Consider the following 21,139-nt stretch of genomic DNA (forward strand, 5'->3'; position numbering starts at 1 on the left):
GCCGCCGCCGCCGCCGCCGCCGCCGCGCCGCAGGAGGACCCGGCCGCCCATCCCGGCGCCGTCACCTCGCCGATGGTCGGCACCGTCTACATGCAGGCCGAGCCCGGCGCGCCCGCCTTCGTCGCCGTCGGCACCGAGGTCCAGGCCGGCCAGACGGTCCTGATCATCGAGGCGATGAAGACCATGAACCAGATCCCCGCCCCCCGCGGCGGCACGGTCAAGCGCATCCTCGTCGAGAATGGCAGCCCGGTCGAATTCGGCGCGCCGCTGCTGATCATCGAGTAAGCGCGATGTTCAAGAAGATCCTGATCGCCAATCGCGGCGAGATCGCGCTCCGCATCATCCGCGCCTGCCGCGAGATGGGGATCGCCTCGGTCGCGGTGCATTCCACCGCCGATGCGGATGCGATGCATGTACGCATGGCCGACGAGAGCGTCTGCATCGGCCCGCCCCCGGGCAGCGAAAGCTACCTGCACGTGCCCTCGATCATCTCCGCCTGCGAGATCTCGGGCGCCGAGGCGATCCATCCGGGCTACGGCTTCCTGTCGGAAAACGCCGCCTTCGTGCAGATCGTCCAGGATCACGGGCTGACCTTCATCGGCCCGACCGCGGAGCACATCCGCATCATGGGCGACAAGATCACCGCCAAGGACACGATGAAGAAGCTGGGCGTGCCCTGCGTGCCGGGCTCCGATGGCGGGGTGGCGACGCTGGAGGAGGCGCATGCCGTCTCCGCCCAGATCGGCTATCCGGTGATCATCAAGGCCACCGCCGGCGGCGGCGGGCGCGGCATGAAACTGGCCAGGACGGCGGAAGAGCTGGACTATGCCTTCCGCGCGGCGCGGTCCGAGGCGAAATCGGCCTTCGGCAATGACGAGGTCTATATCGAGAAATATCTCGGCCGCCCGCGTCATATCGAGATCCAGGTCTTCGGCGACGGCAAGGGCCGCGCCGTGCATCTGGGCGAACGCGACTGTTCGCTGCAGCGGCGCCACCAGAAGGTCTTCGAGGAGGCGCCCGGCCCCTGCATCGACGCGGAAACCCGCGCCCGCATCGGGGCGACCTGCGCCGAGGCCGTGGCCGCGATCAACTATGCCGGCGCCGGCACGATCGAATTCCTCTACGAGGATGGCGAATTCTACTTCATCGAGATGAACACCCGCCTGCAGGTGGAACATCCGGTGACCGAAGCCGTCTATGGCGTCGATCTCGTGCGCGAGCAGATCCGGGTGGCCGCGGGGCTGCCGATGGAGCTGGTGCAGGAGGATCTGGTGCCGCAGGGCCACGCTATCGAGGTGCGCATCAACGCGGAACGCCTGCCCAATTTCTCGCCCTGCCCCGGGCGGGTCACGGCCTATCACGCCCCGGGCGGGCTGGGCGTGCGGATGGACAGCGCGCTTTACGACGGCTACGCGATCCCGCCCTATTACGACAGCCTGATCGCCAAGCTGATCGTCCATGGCCGCGACCGCGACGAGGCGGTGGCGCGGCTGCGCAGGTCGCTGGGCGAGCTGATCGTCGACGGGATCGACACGACCGTGCCGCTTTTCCCCATGCTGCTGAACGAGCCCGACATCCTGAAGGGCGACTACACGATCCACTGGCTGGAAAAATGGCTGGCCGAACGCGCCCCGTCCTGAGACATCCCGACCTGAAACGGCGCGGCGGCCCCGGCTGCCGCGCCCTCCGCTGGCCCCATCGAAATCACGCCGATGGGACCAGAGGGGCGGCCTGCCGGCGTTGACTTTCCGCCCCGCGGCCCCACCCTGCCCGGAACGCCCGGCGCCCCCGCGCCATGACGCCCCGAGGACAGGACCGATCCAATGAACACGCTTGCCGCCCGCCTTTCCAATCCCGATCTGCTGATCACCGCCGCCCCGGTCGCGGGCCGCTGGATCACCGCTGCCGAGGCGGATGGCACGTTCGACGTGACGAACCCGGCCAGCGGCGAGGTCATCGCCACCCTGCCCGATCTGGGCGTGGCCGAGGCGAAGGCGGCGATCGAGGCCGCCCATGAGGCGCAGAAGCCCTGGGCGGCGAAGACCGGCAAGGAGCGCGCGCAGGTGCTGCGCCGCTGGTTCGAGCTGATGATGGCCAACCAGGACGACCTGGGCGCGATCCTGACCGCCGAGATGGGCAAGCCCCTGGCCGAGGCGACGGGCGAGATCGCCTATGGCGCCTCCTTCATCGAGTGGTTCGCCGAGGAGGCCAAGCGCGTCTATGGCGACCTGATCCCCGGCCACCAGCCCGACAAGCGGATCATGGTGATGAAGCAGCCGGTGGGCGTCGTCGCCTCGATCACGCCCTGGAACTTCCCCAACGCGATGATCGCGCGCAAGGTGGCGCCCGCGCTGGCGGTGGGCTGCGCCTTCGTCTCGCGCCCGGCCTCGGAGACGCCGCTTTCGGCGCTGGCCATGGCGAAGCTGGCCGAGGAGGCGGGCGTGCCGCCGGGCCTGTTCAGCGTCGTCACCTCCTCCTCCGCCTCGGAGATCGGACAGGAATTCTGTTCCAATCCCAAGGTGCGCAAGCTGACCTTCACCGGCTCGACCAATGTCGGGCGCATCCTGATGAAGCAGTCGGCCGAGCAGATCCAGAAGACCTCGATGGAGCTGGGCGGCAATGCGCCCTTCATCGTCTTCGACGATGCCGATCTGGATGCCGCGGTCGAGGGGGCGATGGTCTGCAAGTTCCGCAACAACGGCCAGACCTGCGTCTGCGCCAACCGCATCTACGTGCAGGCCGGGGTCTATGACGCCTTCACCGAGAAGCTGACCGCCGCGGTCGAGGCGCTGAAGGTCGGCGACGGGTTCGGCGAGGGGGTGCAGGCCGGGCCGCTGATCTCGGAGAAGGCGGTGAAGAAGGTCGAGGAGCATATCGCCGACGCCACCGCCCGCGGCGCCCGGGTGGTGACGGGGGGCAGGCCGCACGAGCTGGGCGGGACCTTCTTCCAGCCCACCGTGCTGAGCGGCGTGACGAAGGAGATGCAGGTGGCGACCGAGGAGACCTTCGGCCCGGTCGCGCCCCTGTTCCGCTTCGAGACGGTCGAGGACGTGATCGAGCAGGCCAATGACACGATCTTCGGCCTGGCCTCGTATTTCTACGCCCGCGACATGGCGCGGGTGTTCCGCGTGGCCGAGGCGCTGGAATACGGGATCGTCGGGGTCAATACCGGCATCATTTCCACCGAGGTCGCGCCCTTCGGCGGGATCAAGCAGTCCGGCCAGGGCCGCGAAGGGTCCAAATACGGGGTCGAGGATTACCTGGAGCTGAAATACGTCTGCATCGGCGGCGTCTGACCGGGAGGCCCCGGCTCGGGGCCGGGGCGGGACGGCGCGGGCGGCCCCGGCCTAGCCCAGCACGCCCCCGACGGCGATCAGCCCCGCCAGCACGGCAGCCGCCATCACCGCCTGCCCGCCGCGCACGAAGCCTACGGCCAGCGCCCGGATGTCCAGCGGAAGCCCTTCCGCCCGGGCCGCCTCCCGCGCGGCGCGGGCGAGGCTGACCAGCAGCGCCTGCGCCGCGCCGAGGGCGATGTTGTTGTTGATGCAGAAGGCCAGATAGCCCAGGGCGATGGCACCGCCCTTCAGCGGCCCCAGCGCCGCCCCCTGCGACACGGCATAGCCCGCCACTGCCAGGCTCACCGCCGAGAAATAGGCCCAGAGCCTGTCCGCGGCGGCATTCTGCGCCTGGAAGGCGTCCAGCGCGTCCTTCACGCCAAGGCTCATGAGACGCCTCCTTCTCCCTGCCGCCCCCGGCCTGCCGGGGCACGCCGGCCGGCTATTGCGCGGGCGCCGCCGCATCTGCCGGGGCGGCGGGTGCCGCCGCCGCGCCGTCACCGGCATCCTGCGCGGGTGCGCCATCGTCCCCGGCCGCGTCGGAGATGAGGTTGTCATTCTTCCACATGCCGCTCAGCACGGTGCCGTCGGCATAGGTCAGCACCCCCTGCCCCGAGCGGCGCCCCTGGTCGAAGCCGCCCTCGTAGGTATCGCCATTCTCGAAGACGACCTTGCCCTGGCCATGCTGGCGCCCGTCGCGGAAGCCGCCGGTATAGACCAGCTGGCCGGGCATGGTCAGCACGCCCTCGCCCTCGAAGGCATCGCCCTGGAACCCGCCCTCGTAGGTGGCGCCATTGGCGAAGACGGCACGCCCCTGGCCCTGTCTCTGTCCGGCGACCCAGCCGCCGTCATAGACATAGCCGTCGGGCAGGGTCAGCTTGCCCTGACCATGCTCGCGCCCGTCGCGGAACCCGCCCTCGTAGACGGCGCCGGAGGCCAGGATGCTCTTGCCCTGGCCTTCCATGATGCCCGCGCGGAACGTGCCTTCATAGACATCGCCGCCGGCGAATTCGACGCGGCCCGGCCCGTCGGGCAGCCCGGCCTTGAACTGGCCGCGATGGACGGTGCCGTCGGTATAGGTCAGCACGCCCTCGCCCTCGAACTTGCCATCGGCCCAGGCGCCCTCGTAGCGATAGCCGTCGGCGCCTTCATAGGTGCCCTGGCCCGAGATCACGTCATCGGCATAGGTCCCCTCGTAGCGCTCGCCGCTGGCATATTCGGTGACCCCCGGTCCCGAGCGGCGCCCGCGCACCAGCGAGCCGCGATAGACATCGCCGTTGACATAGGTCACGACCCCTTCGCCCGAAAGCTGGTCGGCGACCCACTGCCCCTCGAAACTGGCCCCGTCCGACAGGGTCAGCCTGCCTTGGCCGGAGCGCTGGTCCATCGACATGCCGCCCTCGTAGACCGACCCGTCGGGCAGCGTCACCTTCGCCTGCCCCGAGCGGCGGCCGTTTTCCCATCCGCCTTCGTAGACATAGCCGTCGGGCATGCGCAGCGTGCCCTGGCCATGGGCCTGGTCATCGGCAAAGCTGCCCTTGTAGACCGACCCGTCCGGATAGGTCCGCGTGCCCTCGCCCGACATCTTTCCCGCAGTCCAGGTGCCGATCATCACCGATCCGTCCGGCAGGGTCAGCTGGCCCGCCCCGTCGGGCTGACCGGCGGCAAAGGCACCTTCGTAGACGGCCCCGTTGACCAGCTGCGCGCGGCCCTGGCCCTCCTGCTTGCCTGCCACCCAGTCGCCCGTATAGCGGTAGCCCGAGGGCAGGCTGTAGCTGCCGAACCCGTCGGGCTGGCCCTCGGACATGGCGCCTTCATAGACGCCGCCATTGGCGTATTGCACGGTGACCGGCCCCTCCTCGGCGATCACGGCATAGCCGATCCCGGCGATCATCAGCGCCGACAGGCTCAGGGTCCGGAACTTCGCGGGCATGGGCGGCACCTTCGTTCTGTCATGTCCAGTCCCGGCGTTTGTAGAGGAGCCCCCGCCGCCAAGTCCAACCCTGTTTGCGAGCCGGGCCCCGGCTGTGCTTGCATCGCCTGGAAATCTGACCTAGGTCAGGAAAAACACCTGACCGGAGTCAGATACCATGCCGCTCGATCCCGTCGCCCGCTTCCGCCGCTTTGCCCGGGCCGCCACGGCCGAGCTCGGCGCGCTGGACCAGTCCTTCCTCGGCCGCGGCCGCCCGCTGGGCACGGCGCGGATGCTGAACGCGATCGGCCGCGGCCAGGGCAATCTGGCCGATATCCGCGCGCATCTGGGGCTTGATTCGGGGCTGGCCAGCCGCCTGCTGCGCAGCCTGGAGGAGGAAGGCCTGGTCGAGACGGTGCGCCATCCCGGCGACGGGCGGCGGCGCGTGCTGCGCCTGACCGCGGCCGGGCGGGAGGAATTCGCCGCCTATGAACGGCTGTCGGACGACCGCGCCGCGCGGCTGCTGGCAGGACGCGCGGATGCCGAGGCGCTGCTGGCCGCCATGGACCGCGTGGCGCTGGCGCTGGGGCGGCAGCATGCCGAGATCGTCGAGGCCGATCCGCAGGGCGCCGAGGCCCGGCATTGCCTGGGCGAATACTACACCGAACTGGGGCGGCGGCTGGCACAGGGATTCGACGTCAACCTCTCCTGCGATCCGCAGGCCGCCGACATGACGCCGCCGCGCGGCAGTTTCCTGGTCGCGCTGTCGGACGGGCTGCCCGCGGGCTGCGTCGGCGTCAAGCGCGGCAAGGGCGCGGAGGCCGAGATCAAGCGGCTCTGGGTCGATCCGCTGACCCGCGGCGCGGGGCTGGCGCGGCGGCTGATGGCGGCGGCCGAGGCACGGGCGCGGGATCTGGGCATCGGCGTGCTGCGGCTGGACACCAACAGCGCCCTGCCCGAGGCGGTCGCGCTCTACCGCCGCGAGGGCTGGACCGAGATCCCGCGATTCAACGACGATCCCTATCCCGACATCTTCTTCGAGAAGCGGCTCTAGCCCCGCCCGCCCCGCCGGCGCGGCACATGGCGGGGCTTTCCCTTGGCGCCGACCCTGCTAAGAGGGGGCCAGATCCCGGGGAGCCCGACCATGACCGCAACCTTCCGCCTGACCCTGGCCCAGCTGAACCCGACGCTGGGCGACCTATCCGGCAATGCCGCCAAGGCCCGCGCCGCCTGGGAAGAGGCGAAGGCCGCCGGCGCGCAGATGATCGCCTTCACCGAGATGTTCATCACCGGCTACCAGGCGCAGGACCTGATCCGCCGCCGCTCCTTCGTGACCGCCGCCGAGGCGGCGATCCAGCAGCTGGCGAAGGACTGCGCGGACGGGCCCGCCATCGGCATCGGCGGCCCCTGGCGCGGCGAGGACGGGCTGTACAACGCCTACTGGATCCTCGAGCACGGCAAGGTCGCGGCGCGGGTGCTGAAGCACAACCTGCCCAATGACGACGTCTTCGACGAGGTCCGCCTGTACCGGCGCGGCCCGATCCACGGCCCCTATGCGGTGGGTCCGCTGCGCATCGGCTCGCCGATCTGCGAGGACAGCTGGACCCCCGATGTCGCCGAGGCCCAGGCCGAGAGCGGCGCGCAGATCCTGCTGGTCCCCAACGGCTCGCCCTATCACCGCGGCAAGCAGGCCGACCGCATCGGCATCATGGTCGCGCGGGTGATCGAGACCGGGCTGCCCCTGGTCTATCTCAACATGGTGGGCGGCCAGGACGACCAGATCTTCGACGGCGGCAGCTTCGTGCTGAATCCCGGCGGGCATCTGATGGCGCAGCTGCCGGTCTTCGACGAGGCGCTGCGCCATGTCGATTTCGAGGAGACCGACGCAGGCTGGCGCGCGGCGAAGGGCAAGCTGGCCACCCATCCGGATGTCTGGGAACAGGATTACCGGGTGATGGTCGAAGGCCTGCGCGACTACCTCGCCAAGACCGGCTTCTCCAAGGTCGTGCTGGGCCTCTCGGGCGGCATCGACTCGGCGCTGGTTGCGGCCATCGCCGCCGATGCGATCGGCCCGCAGAACGTGCGATGCGTGATGCTGCCCTCGGAATACACCTCCCGGGGGTCGCTGGATGATGCGGCCGCCGTGGCGCAGCGGCTGGGCACCAGGCTGGACGAGCTGCCCATTGCCGGGCCGAAACACGCGGTGGAAGAGGTGCTGGCGCCGTTCTTTGCCGGGCGCGATCCCGACATCACCGAGGAGAACATCCAGTCGCGGCTGCGCGGCCTGCTGCTGATGGCGCTGTCGAACAAGTTCGGCGAGATGCTGCTGACCACCGGCAACAAGTCCGAGGTCGCGGTCGGTTATGCCACGATTTACGGCGACATGAATGGCGGCTACAACCCGATCAAGGATCTCTACAAGACCCGCGTCTTCGAGATCTGCCGCTGGCGCAATGCCAATTGGCGCGCATGGATGAAGGCCCCCGAGGGCGAGGTCATTCCGCCACGCGTGATCGACAAGCCGCCTTCCGCCGAACTGCGCCCCGATCAGAAGGACGAGGACAGCCTGCCGCCCTATCCGGTGCTGGACGCGATCCTCGAGGGGCTGGTCGACAAGGAGAAGAGCATTGCCGAACTGGTGGCCGAAGGCTTCGACGCGGATACGGTGAAACGCGTCGAGCACCTGATCTTCATCAGCGAATACAAGCGGTTTCAGTCCGCCCCCGGCCCCAGGCTGACGCGGCGGGCCTTCTGGCTGGACCGCCGCTATCCGATCGCCAACCGCTGGCGCGACTCGCTGTGACCGCCTGCCCGGCCGCTCAGGCCGGGCCGACCACCCAGGTCGCGGCGCGGGCGTGGCGGCGCACCAGCGCGCCATTGGGCAGGTCATTCTCCCTCAGCCGCCGCTCGGCCTCGGCCGCGGGAAGCGCGTGCTTCACGCGCCAGCGCCGCCGCAGCCGCCGCTCCAGCTCCTGCGGGGGCACGTCGAGGAACACCGTTTCGTCGAAATGCCGGGCCAGCCGGTCCCAGGGGGGCTGCTTGAGCAGCAGGTAGTTGCCTTCCACCACCAGCATCTCCGTCGCGGCCGACACGATCCGCGCCCCGGCGCGCGAGATCTCCAGATCGCGGTCGAAGACGGGAATGGCGATCTCGGGCTCGTCGTTGCGGCGCAGCCGGGCCAGAAGGTGATCGAACCCCGCCACGTCGAAGGTCTCGGGCGCACCTTTGCGGGGACGCAGGCCGCGCGCCTCCAGCACGGCATCGTCGTAATGGAACCCGTCCATCGGCACCACCTCGGCCCGGCCCGGGCGGGCGGCATTCAGCCCCTCGGCCAGGTACCGCGCCAGGCGCGACTTGCCCGATCCCGGCGCCCCGGCCACGGCGACCAGACGGCGGCCCGCAGGCAGCGCGGCCAGCCGCGCCAAGCAGGTTTCACGCGCGATGGCGGTCGAGATCACGGGCAGCTCCTTCTCGTTCGAGGCTGCCCGCGACACTGACGCGGCGCGGCGCCCGGGGCAACCGCGCCTCTCGCCTCACTCCATCCAGGTCTGGTAGCTGTTGGGCACCCAGGCGAACCCGCCCTCGCCGCGCCGCGCGACATGCCCGAGCGCCGGGAAGGGCATGTGGTACCCCACCGCCGGGATGCGGTCGGTCGCCAGCATGTCCATCACCCGGCGGCGCGTGGCAGCCGCCTGGGCCTTGTCCATGTCGAAGCGCACCTCCCAGTCGGGATAGCCCAGCGACCAGACGTAGTGGTTGGCGGTATCGGCAAACAGCATCATCTGCTCGCCGTCATTCTCGATCATGAAGCCCATATGGCCCGGCGTGTGGCCATAGGCCTCCACCGCGGTGATCCCCGAGACCACGGCCGCGCCCGGATCGATGAAGTGGAACCGTTCGGCCAGCGGGCGCACCTTGGAGTCGTAGCCCTCGTTCTCCGCCCCGGCCCAGTAGTTGTTCTCCACCGTCCCGGCCACATGCTCGGCATTGGCGAAGGTCGGGGCCTCGCCCGCCATCAGCCCGCCGATATGGTCGCCATGCATATGGGTCAGCACGACCTTGTCGATCTGATCCGGCGTGTAGCCCGCCGCCTGCAGCGCGCCGGTCGTCCCGTCGGCGGACAGCCCGGTATCGAACAGCACCAGCTCCGCGCCGGTATTGACCAGAAGCGGGGTGAAGAAGAACTGCGCCTTGTCGGCGGGGATGAAATTGGCCTGCGAGACCTCGGCGAATTCCGGCTCGGGGACATTGGTGCCGAAGATCGAATGGGCATTGTCGCGCGTGGTGGTGCCGCCCAGCAGCGTCACGACCTCGAACCCGCCCAGGCGGAAACGGAAATAGGGGGCGGGCATCGTCGCGCCCATCATCTCGGCGGAAGCCATGGTCATCCTCGGCATTGCGGCAGCCAGCGGCGCGGCGGCTGCGGTGGTCAGGGCCTGTCGGCGCGTAAACGTCGTCATCTCGCGTCTCCCTTCTGTGCGGGCCGGCCGTCCCCGCGACTTGCGGCGACCCCGGCCGTGCCGAGCTTACGCGGCAACCGCGTCGCGGATCACTCCCACCATCGGTCGATCACGGCGATGTCATCGTCGGACCAGCCGAAGTGATGGGCCAGCTCGTGCACCGCGACATGCGCCACCAGATCCTCCAGCCCGACATCGCCGCGGGCGATCCATTCATCGAGGATCGCCAGCCGGAACAGCCAGATCGTGTCCGGGCCGGAGGGCTGGTCCATCACCGACTTCTCCGTCAGCGGAATGCCGTCATAGAGCCCGGTCAGCTCGTAGGGATCGCGGATCTGCAGATCGCGCAGCACCGGCTCCGGCGCCAGGTCCTCGACCCGCAGCGCCACGCGGGCGGCGGCGGCGCGGAACGCCTCGGGCAACGCCTCGAAGGCGGCGCGGGCGATCTGCTCGATCTCTTCCAGACCGGGGGGCAGGCCGAAGCCGTCGGACGATTCTGTATCTTCGCTCATGCCCCCTCATCGCAGGCGCCGTCCCCGCCGCCCAGCGGCACCGTCGTCACAGGGGGGCGGCAGCGCGGATTTCTGGACACCGGCGCGGCGATGTGGTTAGCCAGCGGCCACAGGAGATCCGCCATGACCACCACCCGTTTCGCGCCCTCCCCCACGGGCTACCTGCATATCGGCAACCTGCGCGCCGCGCTGATGAACTATGCCATCGCCCGCAAGGCGGGGGGCACCTTCATCCTGCGCATCGACGATACCGACCAGGACCGCTCGAAGCAGGAATATATCGACGGGATCTTCGGCGACCTGGAATGGCTGGGCTTCACCTGGGACAAGGTCGAATACCAGTCCAAGCGGCTCGACCGCTATGCCGAGGCGGCAGAGAAATTCCGCGGCATGGGGCGGTTCTACGAGTGTTTCGAGACCCCGACCGAGCTGGACCTGAAGCGCAAGAAGCAGCTGAACATGGGCAAGCCCCCGGTCTATGACCGCGCCGCGCTGGCCCTGTCGGATGGCGAGAAGGCGAAACTGCGCGCCGAACGCCCCGGCCACTGGCGGTTCCTGCTGGACCGGGAACGCATCGAATGGGTGGATGGCATCCTGGGCGCGATCTCGATCGACGCGGCCTCGGTGTCGGATCCGGTGCTGATCCGCGGCGACGGCCAGGTCCTGTACACGCTGGCCTCGGTGGTCGACGATGCCGAGATGGGCGTGACCCATGTCGTGCGCGGCTCGGACCACGTGACCAACACGGCGACCCAGATCCAGATGATCGAGGCCTTCGGCGCCCGCGTGCCCGCCTTCGCGCATCATTCGCTGCTGACCGGTCCGCAGGGCGAGGCATTGTCGAAACGGCTGGGCACGCTGTCGCTGCGCGACCTGCGCGCGGCCGGGATCGAACCGATGGCGATCCTCAGCCACATGGCGCGGCTGGGCTCGTCGCAGCCGGTGGAGCTGCGCGGCTCGATGGAGGAGATCGTCGCGGGGTTCGATCTGGGCACATTCGGCGTGGCGCCGACCAAGTTCGACGAGGCCGACCTCGTGCCGCTGACCGCGCGGCATCTGGGCAGCCTGCCGCTGGAGGCCGTTGCCGCCGACATCGCCGCCGCGGGCGTGCCGGACGCGCTGGCCCCCGCCTTCTGGGCGCTGATCCGCGAGAATATCGAGCGCCGGGCCGAGATCGCGGGCTGGTGGGAGATCCTGCGCGACGGCGCCGTGGCCGAGGTGGCCGAGGAGGATCGCGACTTCATCGACGCGGCGCTGGAAATGCTGCCGCCGCTGCCCTTCGACGACACGACCTGGGGCGCCTGGACCGCGGCCGTGAAGGAGAAGACCGGGCGCAAGGGCAAGGGGCTGTTCATGCCGCTGCGCAAGGCGCTGACCGGCCGGGCACGCGGCCCGGAAATGGCCCAGTTCCTGCCGCTGATGCAGGCCCTGCCGCGCCGCGGCTGACCCCGCCCCGGCGACCGGCGGACATGAAAGAGGCGCGGAGGAGACCCTCCGCGCCTTTTCCGTTCCGGGCCGCGCCGGACAGTGCCCGGTCAATGGACGACGGCATCCTCGGGCTTGGGCCGGTTCGAGGAACTGATCCGGTCGCCCACGATCAGCCCCTCCGTCCCGGCCGAGACCGGGATCACCGCGCCTTCCGCCGCCTCGCCCGCCAGCAGCATCTCGGCCAGCGGATCCTGCAGCGCGCGCTGGATCACCCGTTTCAGCGGCCGCGCGCCGAAGACCGGGTCATAGCCCTCGTCGGCCAGCCAGGTCCGCGCCGCATCGTCCAGCTCCAGCGTGATCTTGCGCCCGGCAAGCCGCTTGCCCAGGCGCGCCAGCTGGATGTCCACGATGCCGTCCATGTCCTCGCGGCCCAGCCGGTCGAAGATGATCGTCTCGTCCAGGCGGTTGAGGAATTCGGGGCGGAAATGGGCCCGCACCGCATCCATCACGTCGCGCTTGGCGGCGGAACTGTCGGCCCCGTCGGGCAGCATCGAGAGCGCCTGCGCGCCGAGATTGGAGGTCAGCACGATCAGCGTCTGCTTGAAATCGACCGTGCGGCCCTGCCCGTCGGTCAGCTGCCCGTCATCGAGCACCTGCAAAAGCACGTTGAACACGTCCGGATGTGCCTTCTCGACCTCGTCGAACAGCACGACCTGGTAGGGCCTGCGCCGCACCGCCTCGGTCAGCACGCCGCCCTCGTCATAGCCGACATAGCCCGGAGGGGCGCCGATCAGGCGGGAGACCGCGTGCTTCTCCATGAATTCGGACATGTCGATCCGCACCATGGCGCTGTCATCGTCGAACAGGAACTCGGCCAGCGCCTTGGTCAGCTCGGTCTTGCCGACGCCGGTCGGGCCGAGCATCAGGAACGAACCCAGCGGCCGGTTCTCGTCATTCAGCCCCGCCCGCGCGCGGCGGACGGCATTGGACACGGCCCTGACGGCGGTCCGCTGGCCAATGACCCGGCGGCCGATCTCGTCCTCCATGCGCAGAAGCTTCTCGCGCTCGCCTTCCAGCATCTTCGACATCGGGATGCCGGTCCAGCGTTCGACGACCTCGGCGATCTGCTCGGGGCGCACGGCCTCTTCGACCATCACCTCGTCCTCGGCCTCCTCGGCGGCGGCCAGGCGTTTCTCCAGATCCGGGATGCGCCCGTATTGCAGTTCGCCCGCCTTGGCAAAGTCGCCCGTGCGCTTGGCCTGGTCCAGCTCCGCCCGCGCCTGCTCCAGCTTCTCCTTGATGTCGCGCGCCGCGGCTAGCTTGTCGCGTTCGGCTTGCCATTGCGCGGTCATCTCGGCAGAGCGTTCCTGAAGCCCGGCCAGCTCGCCCTCCAGCTTCTCCAGCCGGTCGAGGGAGGCCTGGTCATCCTCCTTCTTCAGAGCCTCGGCCTCGATCTGCAATTGCAGGATCTGGCGGTCCAGCGCGTCCAGCTCCTCGGGCTTCGAGTCGACCTCCATGCGCAGGCGGCTGGCCGCCTCGTCCATCAGGTCGATGGCCTTGTCGGGCAGGAACCGGTCGGTGATGTAGCGATGCGACAGCGTCGCGGCCGAGACCAGCGCGCTGTCGGAGATCCGCACGCCGTGATGCAGTTCGTATTTCTCCTTGATGCCGCGCAGGATGCTGATCGTGTCCTCGACCGTCGGCTCCTCGACCATGACCGGCTGGAACCGCCGGGCCAGGGCCGCGTCCTTCTCCACGTGCTTGCGGTATTCATCCAGCGTCGTGGCACCGACGCAATGCAGTTCGCCGCGCGCCAGCGCAGGTTTCAGCAGGTTCGACGCGTCCATCGCCCCGTCGGCCTTGCCCGCGCCCACCAGCGTGTGCATCTCGTCGATGAACAGGATGATCTCGCCCGCGGCGGCAGTGATCTCGCTCAGGATCGATTTCAGCCGTTCCTCGAATTCGCCGCGATATTTCGCGCCGGCGATCAGCGCGCCCATGTCCAGCGCCATCAGGGTCTTGTTCTTCAGGCTCTCGGGCACGTCGCCATTGACGATGCGCAGCGCCAGCCCCTCGGCGATGGCGGTCTTGCCGACGCCCGGCTCGCCGATCAGCACCGGGTTGTTCTTGGTGCGCCGGCTCAGCACCTGCATCGTGCGCCGGATCTCGTCGTCGCGGCCGATGATCGGGTCGATCTTGCCGTCGCGCGCCGCCTCGGTCAGGTCGCGGGCGAATTTCTTCAGCGCCTCATACCCGTCCTCGGCCGAGGCGCTGTCGGCCGTGCGCCCCTTGCGCAGGTCGTTGATCGCCTCGTTCAGCTTCTGCGCGCTGACGGCCCCGGCCTCCAGCGCCTCCTTGGCCCTGGAGCGCACCACCGCAAGCGCGGTCAGGATGCGTTCGACCGGCACGAAGCTGTCACCGGCCTTGGCGGCGATCTTCTCCGCCTCGTCCAGCACGCGCCCCAGGGCGGGATCCATGTAGACCTGCCCGGCATCGCCGGTCACCTTCGGCAGCCGCGACAGGGCAAGATCGACAGATTCGCGCACCCGATCGGGTGCGCCGCCCGCCCGCGTGACGAGATTGGCGGCCAGCCCCTCGCCGTCATCCAGCAGGGCCTTGAGCAGATGTTCGGGGGCCAGTTTCTGATGGGATTCGCGCATGGCAAGCGTCTGGGCGGATTGCAGGAAGCCGCGCGAACGTTCCGTGAACTTCTCGAGGTTCATGGAGAGTCTCCTTTTCGTCAAGCGCCCTGCCTGCCCGCCCTTGCGGCACGGGACCCGAGGGCCTCTGCATCAAAGATGGGCAAACGGGGAAAGCTTCTCAAGATGCCCGCAACGAGAATCCTTTCAGGAAGGCGACTGCCGGGTCCGCGCGATGGGGCGGGGAAACAGGCGAGTTCCAGCCTGTCGTGAAATCTCAGGTTGAAAAATGGACCATTTGCCCATACTTTGATTGAACAGGGTAAACTAGGGTATTCCGGTATAGACAATGACCGAAACCAGCCTCTCCCGCCCCTGGACCGATGCCGTCGCGTTTGCGGACCTGGAAATCCGCCGCCTTCGCCAGGCCGGTCCCGGGCTTCTGGAAGTCGATGTCAGCCTGATCCTGCAGGAGCGCTCGGGCCTGACGGCGCGCAACCTGACGCTGACCGTTCCCGAGCAAGGCGCGGGCAGCCTGCACGACCGGCTGTGCAGCGAGGCGCGGCTCATGCTGGGCGCCTCGCTGCGCATCGAACGATGCTGCTTCGGCGCGATGATGCGGCACGCCCGGCCCGACGCCGCCTGATCCGCACCGCCCCGCCCCGGCGCGGGACTTGATGCGATCCGGCCGCCGGGCTAGTCCGGGGACATCTGAAGGAGATGCCCCATGACCGACGCCGCCGCCTCCCCCCCAGATGATCGCCTGATCGTCGCCCTGGACGTGCCGCATGCCGTAGCAGGCATGGAGCTGGTCGACCGGCTCGGCCCCGCCATCGGTTTCTACAAGATCGGGCTGGGCATGCTGACGGGCGGCGGGCTGGCTCTGGCCAACGAGCTCAAGCAGGAACATGGCAAGCGCATCTTCCTGGACATGAAGCTGTTCGACATCGGCGCCACGGTCGAGGCCGCAGTGCGCGGACTGGCGCAGTTCAACCTGGATTTCCTGACGGTGCATGGCGACCCCCATGTGGTGCGCGCGGCCAAGGAGGGCGCGGCCGGGTCGCAGACGCGCATCCTCGCCGTCACCATCCTGACATCGCTGGACCGCCGCGACCTGGACGATGCGCTGATCCAGGACGGCCCGGTCGAGGAACTGGTGCTGGACCGCGCGGCGCGGGCCTTCGCCGCCGGGGCCGACGGGGTGATCGCGTCGCCGCAGGAGGCTGCCGTGATCCGCGGCCTGCCCGAATCCGAGGGCCGGCTGATCGTCACCCCCGGCGTGCGCCCCGCCGGGGCCGAGCTGGGCGACCAGAAGCGGGTGATGACCCCGGCCGGGGCGATCGCGGCAGGGGCCGATCACGTGGTCGTCGGCCGCCCGGTCTGGAAAGCTCCCGATCCCCGCGCCGCGGCCAGGGCGATCCTGGACGAACTGGCGGGCTGACGGCGCGGCCGCCCCGGCGGGGAACCACCCGCCATCCCGGCGCGTTGCCGCCAGAACGATCGCGCCGGAACCCGATGACCAAGCTGCTGCCCGCCCTGCTGCGCAAGATCCTCCTGGATCTGAACCATAGCTACTGGTTCGTCCCCTCGGCGATGGTCCTGCTGTCGCTGGCGGCGGCGGTCCTGTGCGAGTTCCTCGACCGCGAGGGCCTGACCGGATGGATGTTTCCCGCACTCTTCATGACCGATGCCAGCGCCGCGCGCTCCGTTCTGGGGGTGATCGCCCAGTCGGCGCTGGGGGCCGCCGGGGTGATGTTCTCCATGACCATGGTCGCGGTCAGCTTCGCCTCGTCGAATTTCGGCCCGCGGCTGATCGGCAACTTCATGCAGGATCGCGGCGTGCAGGTGTCGCTGGGGGTGCTGCTGTCGACCTTCGTCTTCTCGCTGACCATCCTGCGCGGGGTGCAGGACGGCGAAAGCGGCTTTGCCTGGATGCCCGCCCTGTCGCTGTCGGTCTCGCTGGGGCTGGCCTTCATCTCGGTCGGGGTGATGATCTATTTCGTCCATCATATCCCGGAGATCATTTCGCTGGAGAATGTCTCGGCAGCCCTGGGCCGGCGGCTGCTGAACGCGATTGCCGATGCGCCCGCCGCGGGCCCGGCCGTCCCGGCGGCCATCGCGGGACGGGTGGAGGCCGTGGCGCTGGAGGAGACCGGCTATCTGCAGGCGCTCGATGCGCCGGGCCTGCGCCGCATCGCGCAGGAGCGGGGCTGGAGCCTGCGGCTGGAGCGCGGCCCGGGCGATTTCGTCGGCCCCCACGAACCCGTGCTGCAGGTCGGCTGCCGCGAGGCGCTGACGGCGCGCGACCTGGACCGGCTGCGGGCCTGCTTTGCCGTCGGCACCGGGCGGACCGAAGCGCAGAACCCCCTGTTCATCGCTCAGCAGCTGGTCGAGGTGCTGGCCCGCGCCCTGTCGCCCGGCGTCAATGACCCGGTAACGGCAATGAACTGCCTCAACTGGCTGCATGCCGCGCTGCACCGGCTGGCCCGCACCGCGCCCCTGGATCCGGCCGGGGCGGAAGGGCTGTGCGATCCCGCGGATTTCCTGGATTTCGCCGCCGTGCTGGAGGTAGCCCATACCGACACCCGGCCCTATGTGGCGACGGATCCGATGGTCACCCGCCACGCCCATCACCTGCTGGCCACCCTGCGCGAGGCCCTGCCTGCGGGTCCTCGCCGGGCGGCGGTGGACCGCCAGATCGCCGCACTGGTCGCGGAGGCGGCCCGGCTGCGCCCGGAAAACAGCGAGGTCGCGGACCTGTCCGCGACCCCCTGAACGTCACTCCGCGGCCAGCGCGATTCCGGCATGGCGGGTCGGGCGCTGCGGTTCGTAGGCGCCCGCGACCACGTCCCCGATCATCGCGGCGGTCGCCCCCGACAGGGTCCAGCCCAGATGGCCGTGCCCGGTATTGTAGAAAACGCGCGGATGCTTGCCGCGGCCGACGCGGGGCATCATGTTCGGCATCATCGGGCGCAGCCCGGCCCAGGGCACGCAGCGCTCGGTCGAGACGTCGGGGAAATACTGCTCCACCCATTTCTCCAGCGGCTTGATCCGGTCGGCGCGGATGTCGCGGTTCTCGCCGTTGAACTCCGCTGTGCCGGCCACGCGGAACCGGTCCGCGCCGAGACGCGAGGTCACGATCTTGGCGGCATCATCGAGGATCGAGGCCCAGGGCGCGCCCTCCCGGCTTTTCTCGTCATCGAGATGCACGGTGATCGAGTAGCCCTTGACCGGATAGATGTTCACCCTGTCGCCGAAGGCCTGCGCCAGCCTGCGCGACCCGACGCCGGCCGAGACGACCACGCCGTCGAAGCGCATCTTCTCGGTGCCCAGCTGGATATGCACGCCGTCCTCCTCGGCCCGCGCCTCGACGATCTCGCGGCCCATTTCGAACTTCACGCCCTCGCCTTCCAGCCAGCGGGCCAGGCCGAAGGTGTATTTGTGGATGTCGCCGGTCGTGTCGCTTTCGGTCAGGTAGCCCCCGACCACGTCGGTGCGCAGCTGCGGCACGGCGGCCAGCACCTCCTGCGGGCTCAGCTCGCGCCGCTCCAGCCCCGCCTCGCGGTACAGCTCGTTGGTCTTGCGCGCCGCGGCCATGTCCTTTTCGGAGCGGTAGAAATGGACGATGCCGGCGGGTTCGTGGTTGAAATCGATCCCGGCGCGCTCGGCCATCTCGACGAAGACGCCGCGCGCGGCCTGGGCCATGCGCGCGGTCTCGATCGTGTTCGCCCTGTAATGCGGGATATTCGCCAGGAATTCGCCCATCCAGGAAATCTTGTGCCAGCTGGGCCGGGGGTTCACCAAGAGGGGCGCATCCGCCTTCAGCATCCATTTGAGCCCCTTGAACACGGTGACCCAGGAATTCCACACTTCGCCGTTGGAGGCCGAGAGCTGGCCGCCATTGGCAAAGGAGGTCTCCATCCCGGCATAGCGCTGCCGGTCGATGACGGTGACCTCGAATCCGCGGTCACGAAGCTGGAAGGCGGTGGTGATGCCGGTGATGCCGGCGCCGATAACGGCAATATGCATAGTCACAGGTCCTCAGGGTTCGCGCAGCCTGCGGCCGACGCCTAAACCCCCTCCGTACGGGACCTGAGAGATTCACCCCCGCCGGTTCATCCGGGCCGGGGCTTGCTCCTTCGGTGGGCGATAGCCGCTCTTCGGAGTTCTGACCCCCAGCCGGTCCGTTTGCCTGAGAGTTTTCGGGGCGATTGCTCCTTCGGCGGCGGATGATCCGCGCTCTCCCGGCTGGGCTATGTCCTCTGTATAACCCGGATTCCCGATATCGCCAAATCCTTTGCGGCCCCGCGGGATTCGCGCAGTGCAGAAATTTCATGCGTTCGCGGCGCCCTGCGGGCAATGGCGCGGGTCAGCGCAGCCCCCGGCCCTTGCGGATGGCATCGGCCCCGAAGCGCGCGCGGATTGCATCCGTCGCCCGCTCCGCCGCGGCGCGGCGCCGCGAATCGGGATCCAGCAGATCGCCGCTCAGATCGCCCTTCGCCGCCGGCACGATCTCGGCCAGGCCCACCCCCAGCAGCCGCCAGGGCCCCGGCTGGCCCAGCTGCTCATGCAGCGCCCGCGCGGCGCGGTAGATGGTATCGGCCATCTGCGTGGGTTCGCGCAGCGCATGGCGTCGCGTGACCAGCGCGAAATCCGCGCGCTTGAGCTTGAGCACCACGACCCGCCCCGCCCGGTCCTGCGCCTTGGCGCGGTCCGACACCTTCTCGGACATGCGCCAGATATGGCCATCCAGGATCTCCCGGTCGGCGGTATCCTCGGAGAAGGTCGTCTCCGAGGAGATCGACTTGACCGCCCGGTCGCGCGTCACCCGCCGCGCATCCTCGCCGCGGGCCAGGTGATACAGCCTCTGCCCCATGCTGCCGAAACGGGTCATCAGCGCCTTCTGGTCCCAGCGGCGCAGGTCGGCGAAGGTGCGGATCCCGGCGGCATTCAGCGCCGCCTGCCCGGCCTGCCCCACGCCCCAGATCATGCCCACGGGACGGTCGCGCAGGAAATCCGCCGTTTCCGCGCGGCCGATCACGGCAAAGCCGCGCGGCTTGTCCAGGTCGCTGGCGATCTTGGCGAGGAACTTGTTGTGCGACAGCCCGATGGAGCCCGAGACGCCGATCTCCTCCTCCATGCGCTTCGCCAGCCGCGCCAGCATCACCGCGGGCGGCGCGCCATGCAGCCGCGCCGTTCCGGTCAGGTCCAGGAAGGCCTCGTCCAGCGACAGGGGTTCGATCGCTGGGGTCAGCTCCTCCATCAGCGCGCGGATCCGGCGGCTGGTCTCGACATAGACCTCCATCCGGCCCTTCACCACCACCGCCTCGGGGCAGAGCTTCAGCGCCTGGAACATCGGCATGGCCGAGCGGACGCCCTTGATCCGCGCGATGTAGCAAGCGGTGGAGACCACGCCGCGCCGTCCGCCGCCGACGATCACCGGCCGGTCGCGCAATTCCGGGTGATCGCGCTTCTCGACGCTGGCATAGAAGGCATCGCAGTCCATATGAGCTATGGTGAGCTCCATCAGCTCGGGATGCGCGATCACGCGCGGCCCGCCGCAGGAGGGGCAGCGGGACCCGGTCTCGAAACAGGTCAGGCAATCGCGGCAGAGGGACGGCATATGACGGGTATACTCCGCGCGCGCGAGCCCGAACAGGAGGCACGCGCCGAATTCGCCGGGGCGAAACTTGCGCTGTTCATCGGCGACAGGTTGCTGGTCTGCCTGCGCGACGACATCGCCACCATCCCCTTTCCGGGCCAGTGGGACTTTCCCGGCGGCGGCCGCGAGGGGCGCGAAAGCCCCGAGGCGACGGCGCTGCGCGAGACGCGCGAGGAATTCGGGCTGGTGCTGGATCCCGGCGACCTGGCGCGGCCGCTGGCCCATCGCAGCCACGAACAGGGCTGGCTGAACTGGTTCTTCGTCGCCCATCTGCCCGCTACGGCCGAGGCCGCGATCCGCTTCGGCGACGAGGGCCAGTGCTGGCGCCTGATCCCGCCCCGCGCCTATCTGCGCAACCCGCGCCGCATCCCGCATCTGGCCGCGCTTCTGGCGGATTACCTCGACTCAGTGGCCCACGGATGAGAAGGCCTGCATGATGACGCAGCCCGCCACGATCAGCGTGATCCCCGCCACCGCCGCCACATCCAGGCGCTGTCCGTAGAGGACCAGCCCGAGGATCGCCGTCAGCGTGATGCCCACCCCGCTCCAGACCGCATAGGCCACGCCCAGCGGCAGCACGCGCAGCGCCAGGGTCAGCAGGTACACCGCCGCGGACAGGCAGATCACCACCAGGACCGACGGCCAGAGCCGGGTGAATTCCTGCGTCCTCGGCAGGGTCGAGGTGGCCGCGATCTCGCACAGGATCGCCAGGAAGAGGGCGCCATAGGCCGTCAGGGTGGGGGACATCGCGTGCTCCTTGCGCTCGGCTCCGGCTCCGGATCCGGTCCCCGCATACGCGGAAGATTGTCCTCGATCCAGTCGGTCAGCTCGCGCAGATGCGCCGCCGCCTCCTGCCCCAGCGGCGTCAGGCTGTATTGCACCTGCAGCGGCATCGGCACGATCACGTCGCGGTCGACCAGCCGGTCGCCTTCCAGCGCCTGCAGCGCCTGGGCCAGCATCCGGTCGCTGATCCCGCCGATCTCGCGGCGCAGCACGCTGAACCGCTGCGGCCCCGCCATGAGCGCGATCAGGACCAGCACGCCCCAGCGGCTGGTCATGTGGTTCAGCACGGCACGGCTGGGACAGGCCGACACCATGACATCGCCGCGATTGTGGCGGTCCAGCAGGCTGGCACGCGGCGGGCCACAAGGGTCTTTGCTCGCCATTCCGCTTTCCTTTGTTAACTAATAT

20 protein-coding genes and 1 riboswitch are annotated in these 21,139 nt (G+C 69.3%); of the genes, 10 read left to right on the forward strand and 10 right to left on the reverse strand.

Annotated elements, in window-relative coordinates; genetic code table 11:
• From ICN82_RS06465 to ICN82_RS06475, 3 genes are all read left to right on the forward strand, one after another.
• Positions 1-285, forward strand: a 285-nt coding sequence (locus ICN82_RS06465; RefSeq protein WP_330998971.1) for an acetyl-CoA carboxylase biotin carboxyl carrier protein, incomplete at its 5' end; no start/stop codon positions are given.
• A 5-nt stretch (positions 286-290) separates the two neighbouring features.
• Entirely contained in the window at positions 291-1,640 is a 1,350-nt protein-coding gene (accC, locus tag ICN82_RS06470) for an acetyl-CoA carboxylase biotin carboxylase subunit (protein ID WP_193180904.1), read from the forward strand.
• A gap of 183 nt (positions 1,641-1,823) precedes the next feature.
• Complete coding sequence (locus ICN82_RS06475; protein ID WP_193180906.1) at positions 1,824-3,296, forward strand: NAD-dependent succinate-semialdehyde dehydrogenase; 1,473 nt, start codon at positions 1,824-1,826, stop codon at positions 3,294-3,296.
• Positions 3,297-3,347: 51 nt separating this feature from the next.
• On the opposite strand, the gene ICN82_RS06480 is transcribed toward ICN82_RS06475, so the two are convergent.
• The gene (locus ICN82_RS06480) at positions 3,348-3,725 is read right to left on the reverse strand and encodes a hypothetical protein (protein ID WP_193180908.1); all 378 of its coding nucleotides are present in this window, start codon (positions 3,723-3,725) and stop codon (positions 3,348-3,350) included.
• Between the two features lie 52 nt (positions 3,726-3,777).
• Positions 3,778-5,268 (reverse strand): MORN repeat-containing protein, encoded by a 1,491-nt coding sequence (locus ICN82_RS06485; protein ID WP_193180910.1) that lies wholly within the window; start codon positions 5,266-5,268, stop codon positions 3,778-3,780.
• A 157-nt stretch (positions 5,269-5,425) separates the two neighbouring features.
• Here ICN82_RS06485 and ICN82_RS06490 point away from each other — a divergent pair, with 157 nt between their 5' ends.
• Entirely contained in the window at positions 5,426-6,301 is an 876-nt protein-coding gene (locus tag ICN82_RS06490; protein WP_193180912.1) for a bifunctional helix-turn-helix transcriptional regulator/GNAT family N-acetyltransferase, read from the forward strand.
• A 90-nt stretch (positions 6,302-6,391) separates the two neighbouring features.
• The gene (locus ICN82_RS06495; protein WP_193180914.1) at positions 6,392-8,050 is read left to right on the forward strand and encodes an NAD+ synthase; all 1,659 of its coding nucleotides are present in this window, start codon (positions 6,392-6,394) and stop codon (positions 8,048-8,050) included.
• Positions 8,051-8,066: 16 nt separating this feature from the next.
• Here ICN82_RS06495 and ICN82_RS06500 read toward each other — a convergent pair whose 3' ends face one another.
• The 3 genes from ICN82_RS06500 to ICN82_RS06510 all read right to left on the reverse strand — a co-directional run bounded on the left by ICN82_RS06500 (position 8,067) and on the right by ICN82_RS06510 (position 10,219).
• On the reverse strand, positions 8,067-8,705 hold the full coding sequence (locus ICN82_RS06500) for an AAA family ATPase (protein WP_330998972.1): 639 nt from the start codon (positions 8,703-8,705) through the stop codon (positions 8,067-8,069).
• A 75-nt stretch (positions 8,706-8,780) separates the two neighbouring features.
• Positions 8,781-9,707 (reverse strand): MBL fold metallo-hydrolase, encoded by a 927-nt coding sequence (locus ICN82_RS06505; RefSeq protein ID WP_193180916.1) that lies wholly within the window; start codon positions 9,705-9,707, stop codon positions 8,781-8,783.
• Positions 9,708-9,796: 89 nt separating this feature from the next.
• The gene (locus ICN82_RS06510) at positions 9,797-10,219 is read right to left on the reverse strand and encodes a metallopeptidase family protein (RefSeq protein ID WP_193180918.1); all 423 of its coding nucleotides are present in this window, start codon (positions 10,217-10,219) and stop codon (positions 9,797-9,799) included.
• A gap of 123 nt (positions 10,220-10,342) precedes the next feature.
• Between ICN82_RS06510 and gltX the strand changes: the two genes are divergently transcribed.
• Positions 10,343-11,665, forward strand: coding sequence for a glutamate--tRNA ligase (gene gltX / locus ICN82_RS06515; RefSeq protein WP_193180920.1), 1,323 nt, complete (start codon positions 10,343-10,345; stop codon positions 11,663-11,665).
• Positions 11,666-11,754: 89 nt separating this feature from the next.
• Here the strand turns inward: gltX and clpB are convergent, their stop codons facing one another.
• Entirely contained in the window at positions 11,755-14,370 is a 2,616-nt protein-coding gene (gene clpB, locus ICN82_RS06520) for an ATP-dependent chaperone ClpB (protein WP_193180922.1), read from the reverse strand.
• A 265-nt stretch (positions 14,371-14,635) separates the two neighbouring features.
• Here clpB and ICN82_RS06525 point away from each other — a divergent pair, with 265 nt between their 5' ends.
• The 3 genes from ICN82_RS06525 to ICN82_RS06535 all read left to right on the forward strand — a co-directional run bounded on the left by ICN82_RS06525 (position 14,636) and on the right by ICN82_RS06535 (position 17,061).
• The gene (locus ICN82_RS06525; RefSeq protein WP_193180923.1) at positions 14,636-14,932 is read left to right on the forward strand and encodes a hypothetical protein; all 297 of its coding nucleotides are present in this window, start codon (positions 14,636-14,638) and stop codon (positions 14,930-14,932) included.
• 81 nt (positions 14,933-15,013) lie between these two features.
• Entirely contained in the window at positions 15,014-15,727 is a 714-nt protein-coding gene (pyrF, locus tag ICN82_RS06530) for an orotidine-5'-phosphate decarboxylase (RefSeq protein WP_193180924.1), read from the forward strand.
• Positions 15,728-15,801: 74 nt separating this feature from the next.
• Positions 15,802-17,061: a DUF2254 domain-containing protein gene (locus ICN82_RS06535; RefSeq protein ID WP_193180925.1), complete on the forward strand. Its 1,260-nt coding sequence runs from the start codon at positions 15,802-15,804 to the stop codon at positions 17,059-17,061.
• A 3-nt stretch (positions 17,062-17,064) separates the two neighbouring features.
• Here the strand turns inward: ICN82_RS06535 and ICN82_RS06540 are convergent, their stop codons facing one another.
• Both ICN82_RS06540 and ICN82_RS06545 read right to left on the reverse strand, forming a co-directional pair.
• On the reverse strand, positions 17,065-18,315 hold the full coding sequence (locus tag ICN82_RS06540) for a D-amino acid dehydrogenase (protein ID WP_193180926.1): 1,251 nt from the start codon (positions 18,313-18,315) through the stop codon (positions 17,065-17,067).
• 141 nt (positions 18,316-18,456) lie between these two features.
• Positions 18,457-18,543: riboswitch (glycine riboswitch) on the reverse strand.
• A 112-nt stretch (positions 18,544-18,655) separates the two neighbouring features.
• Complete coding sequence (locus ICN82_RS06545) at positions 18,656-19,909, reverse strand: DNA polymerase IV (protein ID WP_193180927.1); 1,254 nt, start codon at positions 19,907-19,909, stop codon at positions 18,656-18,658.
• Here ICN82_RS06545 and ICN82_RS06550 point away from each other — a divergent pair, their 5' ends adjacent.
• The gene (locus ICN82_RS06550) at positions 19,910-20,371 is read left to right on the forward strand and encodes an NUDIX hydrolase (protein WP_193180928.1); all 462 of its coding nucleotides are present in this window, start codon (positions 19,910-19,912) and stop codon (positions 20,369-20,371) included.
• Here the strand turns inward: ICN82_RS06550 and ICN82_RS06555 are convergent.
• The gene (locus ICN82_RS06555; protein WP_193180929.1) at positions 20,354-20,695 is read right to left on the reverse strand and encodes a DMT family transporter; all 342 of its coding nucleotides are present in this window, start codon (positions 20,693-20,695) and stop codon (positions 20,354-20,356) included. The two genes, ICN82_RS06550 and ICN82_RS06555, sit on opposite strands and share 18 nt — an antisense overlap.
• The gene (locus ICN82_RS06560; RefSeq protein WP_193180930.1) at positions 20,680-21,114 is read right to left on the reverse strand and encodes a winged helix-turn-helix transcriptional regulator; all 435 of its coding nucleotides are present in this window, start codon (positions 21,112-21,114) and stop codon (positions 20,680-20,682) included. Before ICN82_RS06560 ends, ICN82_RS06555 begins: the two co-directional genes overlap by 16 nt.
• Positions 21,115-21,139 lie beyond the last annotated feature (25 nt).

The organism is Mangrovicoccus algicola, from assembly GCF_014903745.1.
GTDB lineage: Bacteria > Pseudomonadota > Alphaproteobacteria > Rhodobacterales > Rhodobacteraceae > Mangrovicoccus > Mangrovicoccus algicola.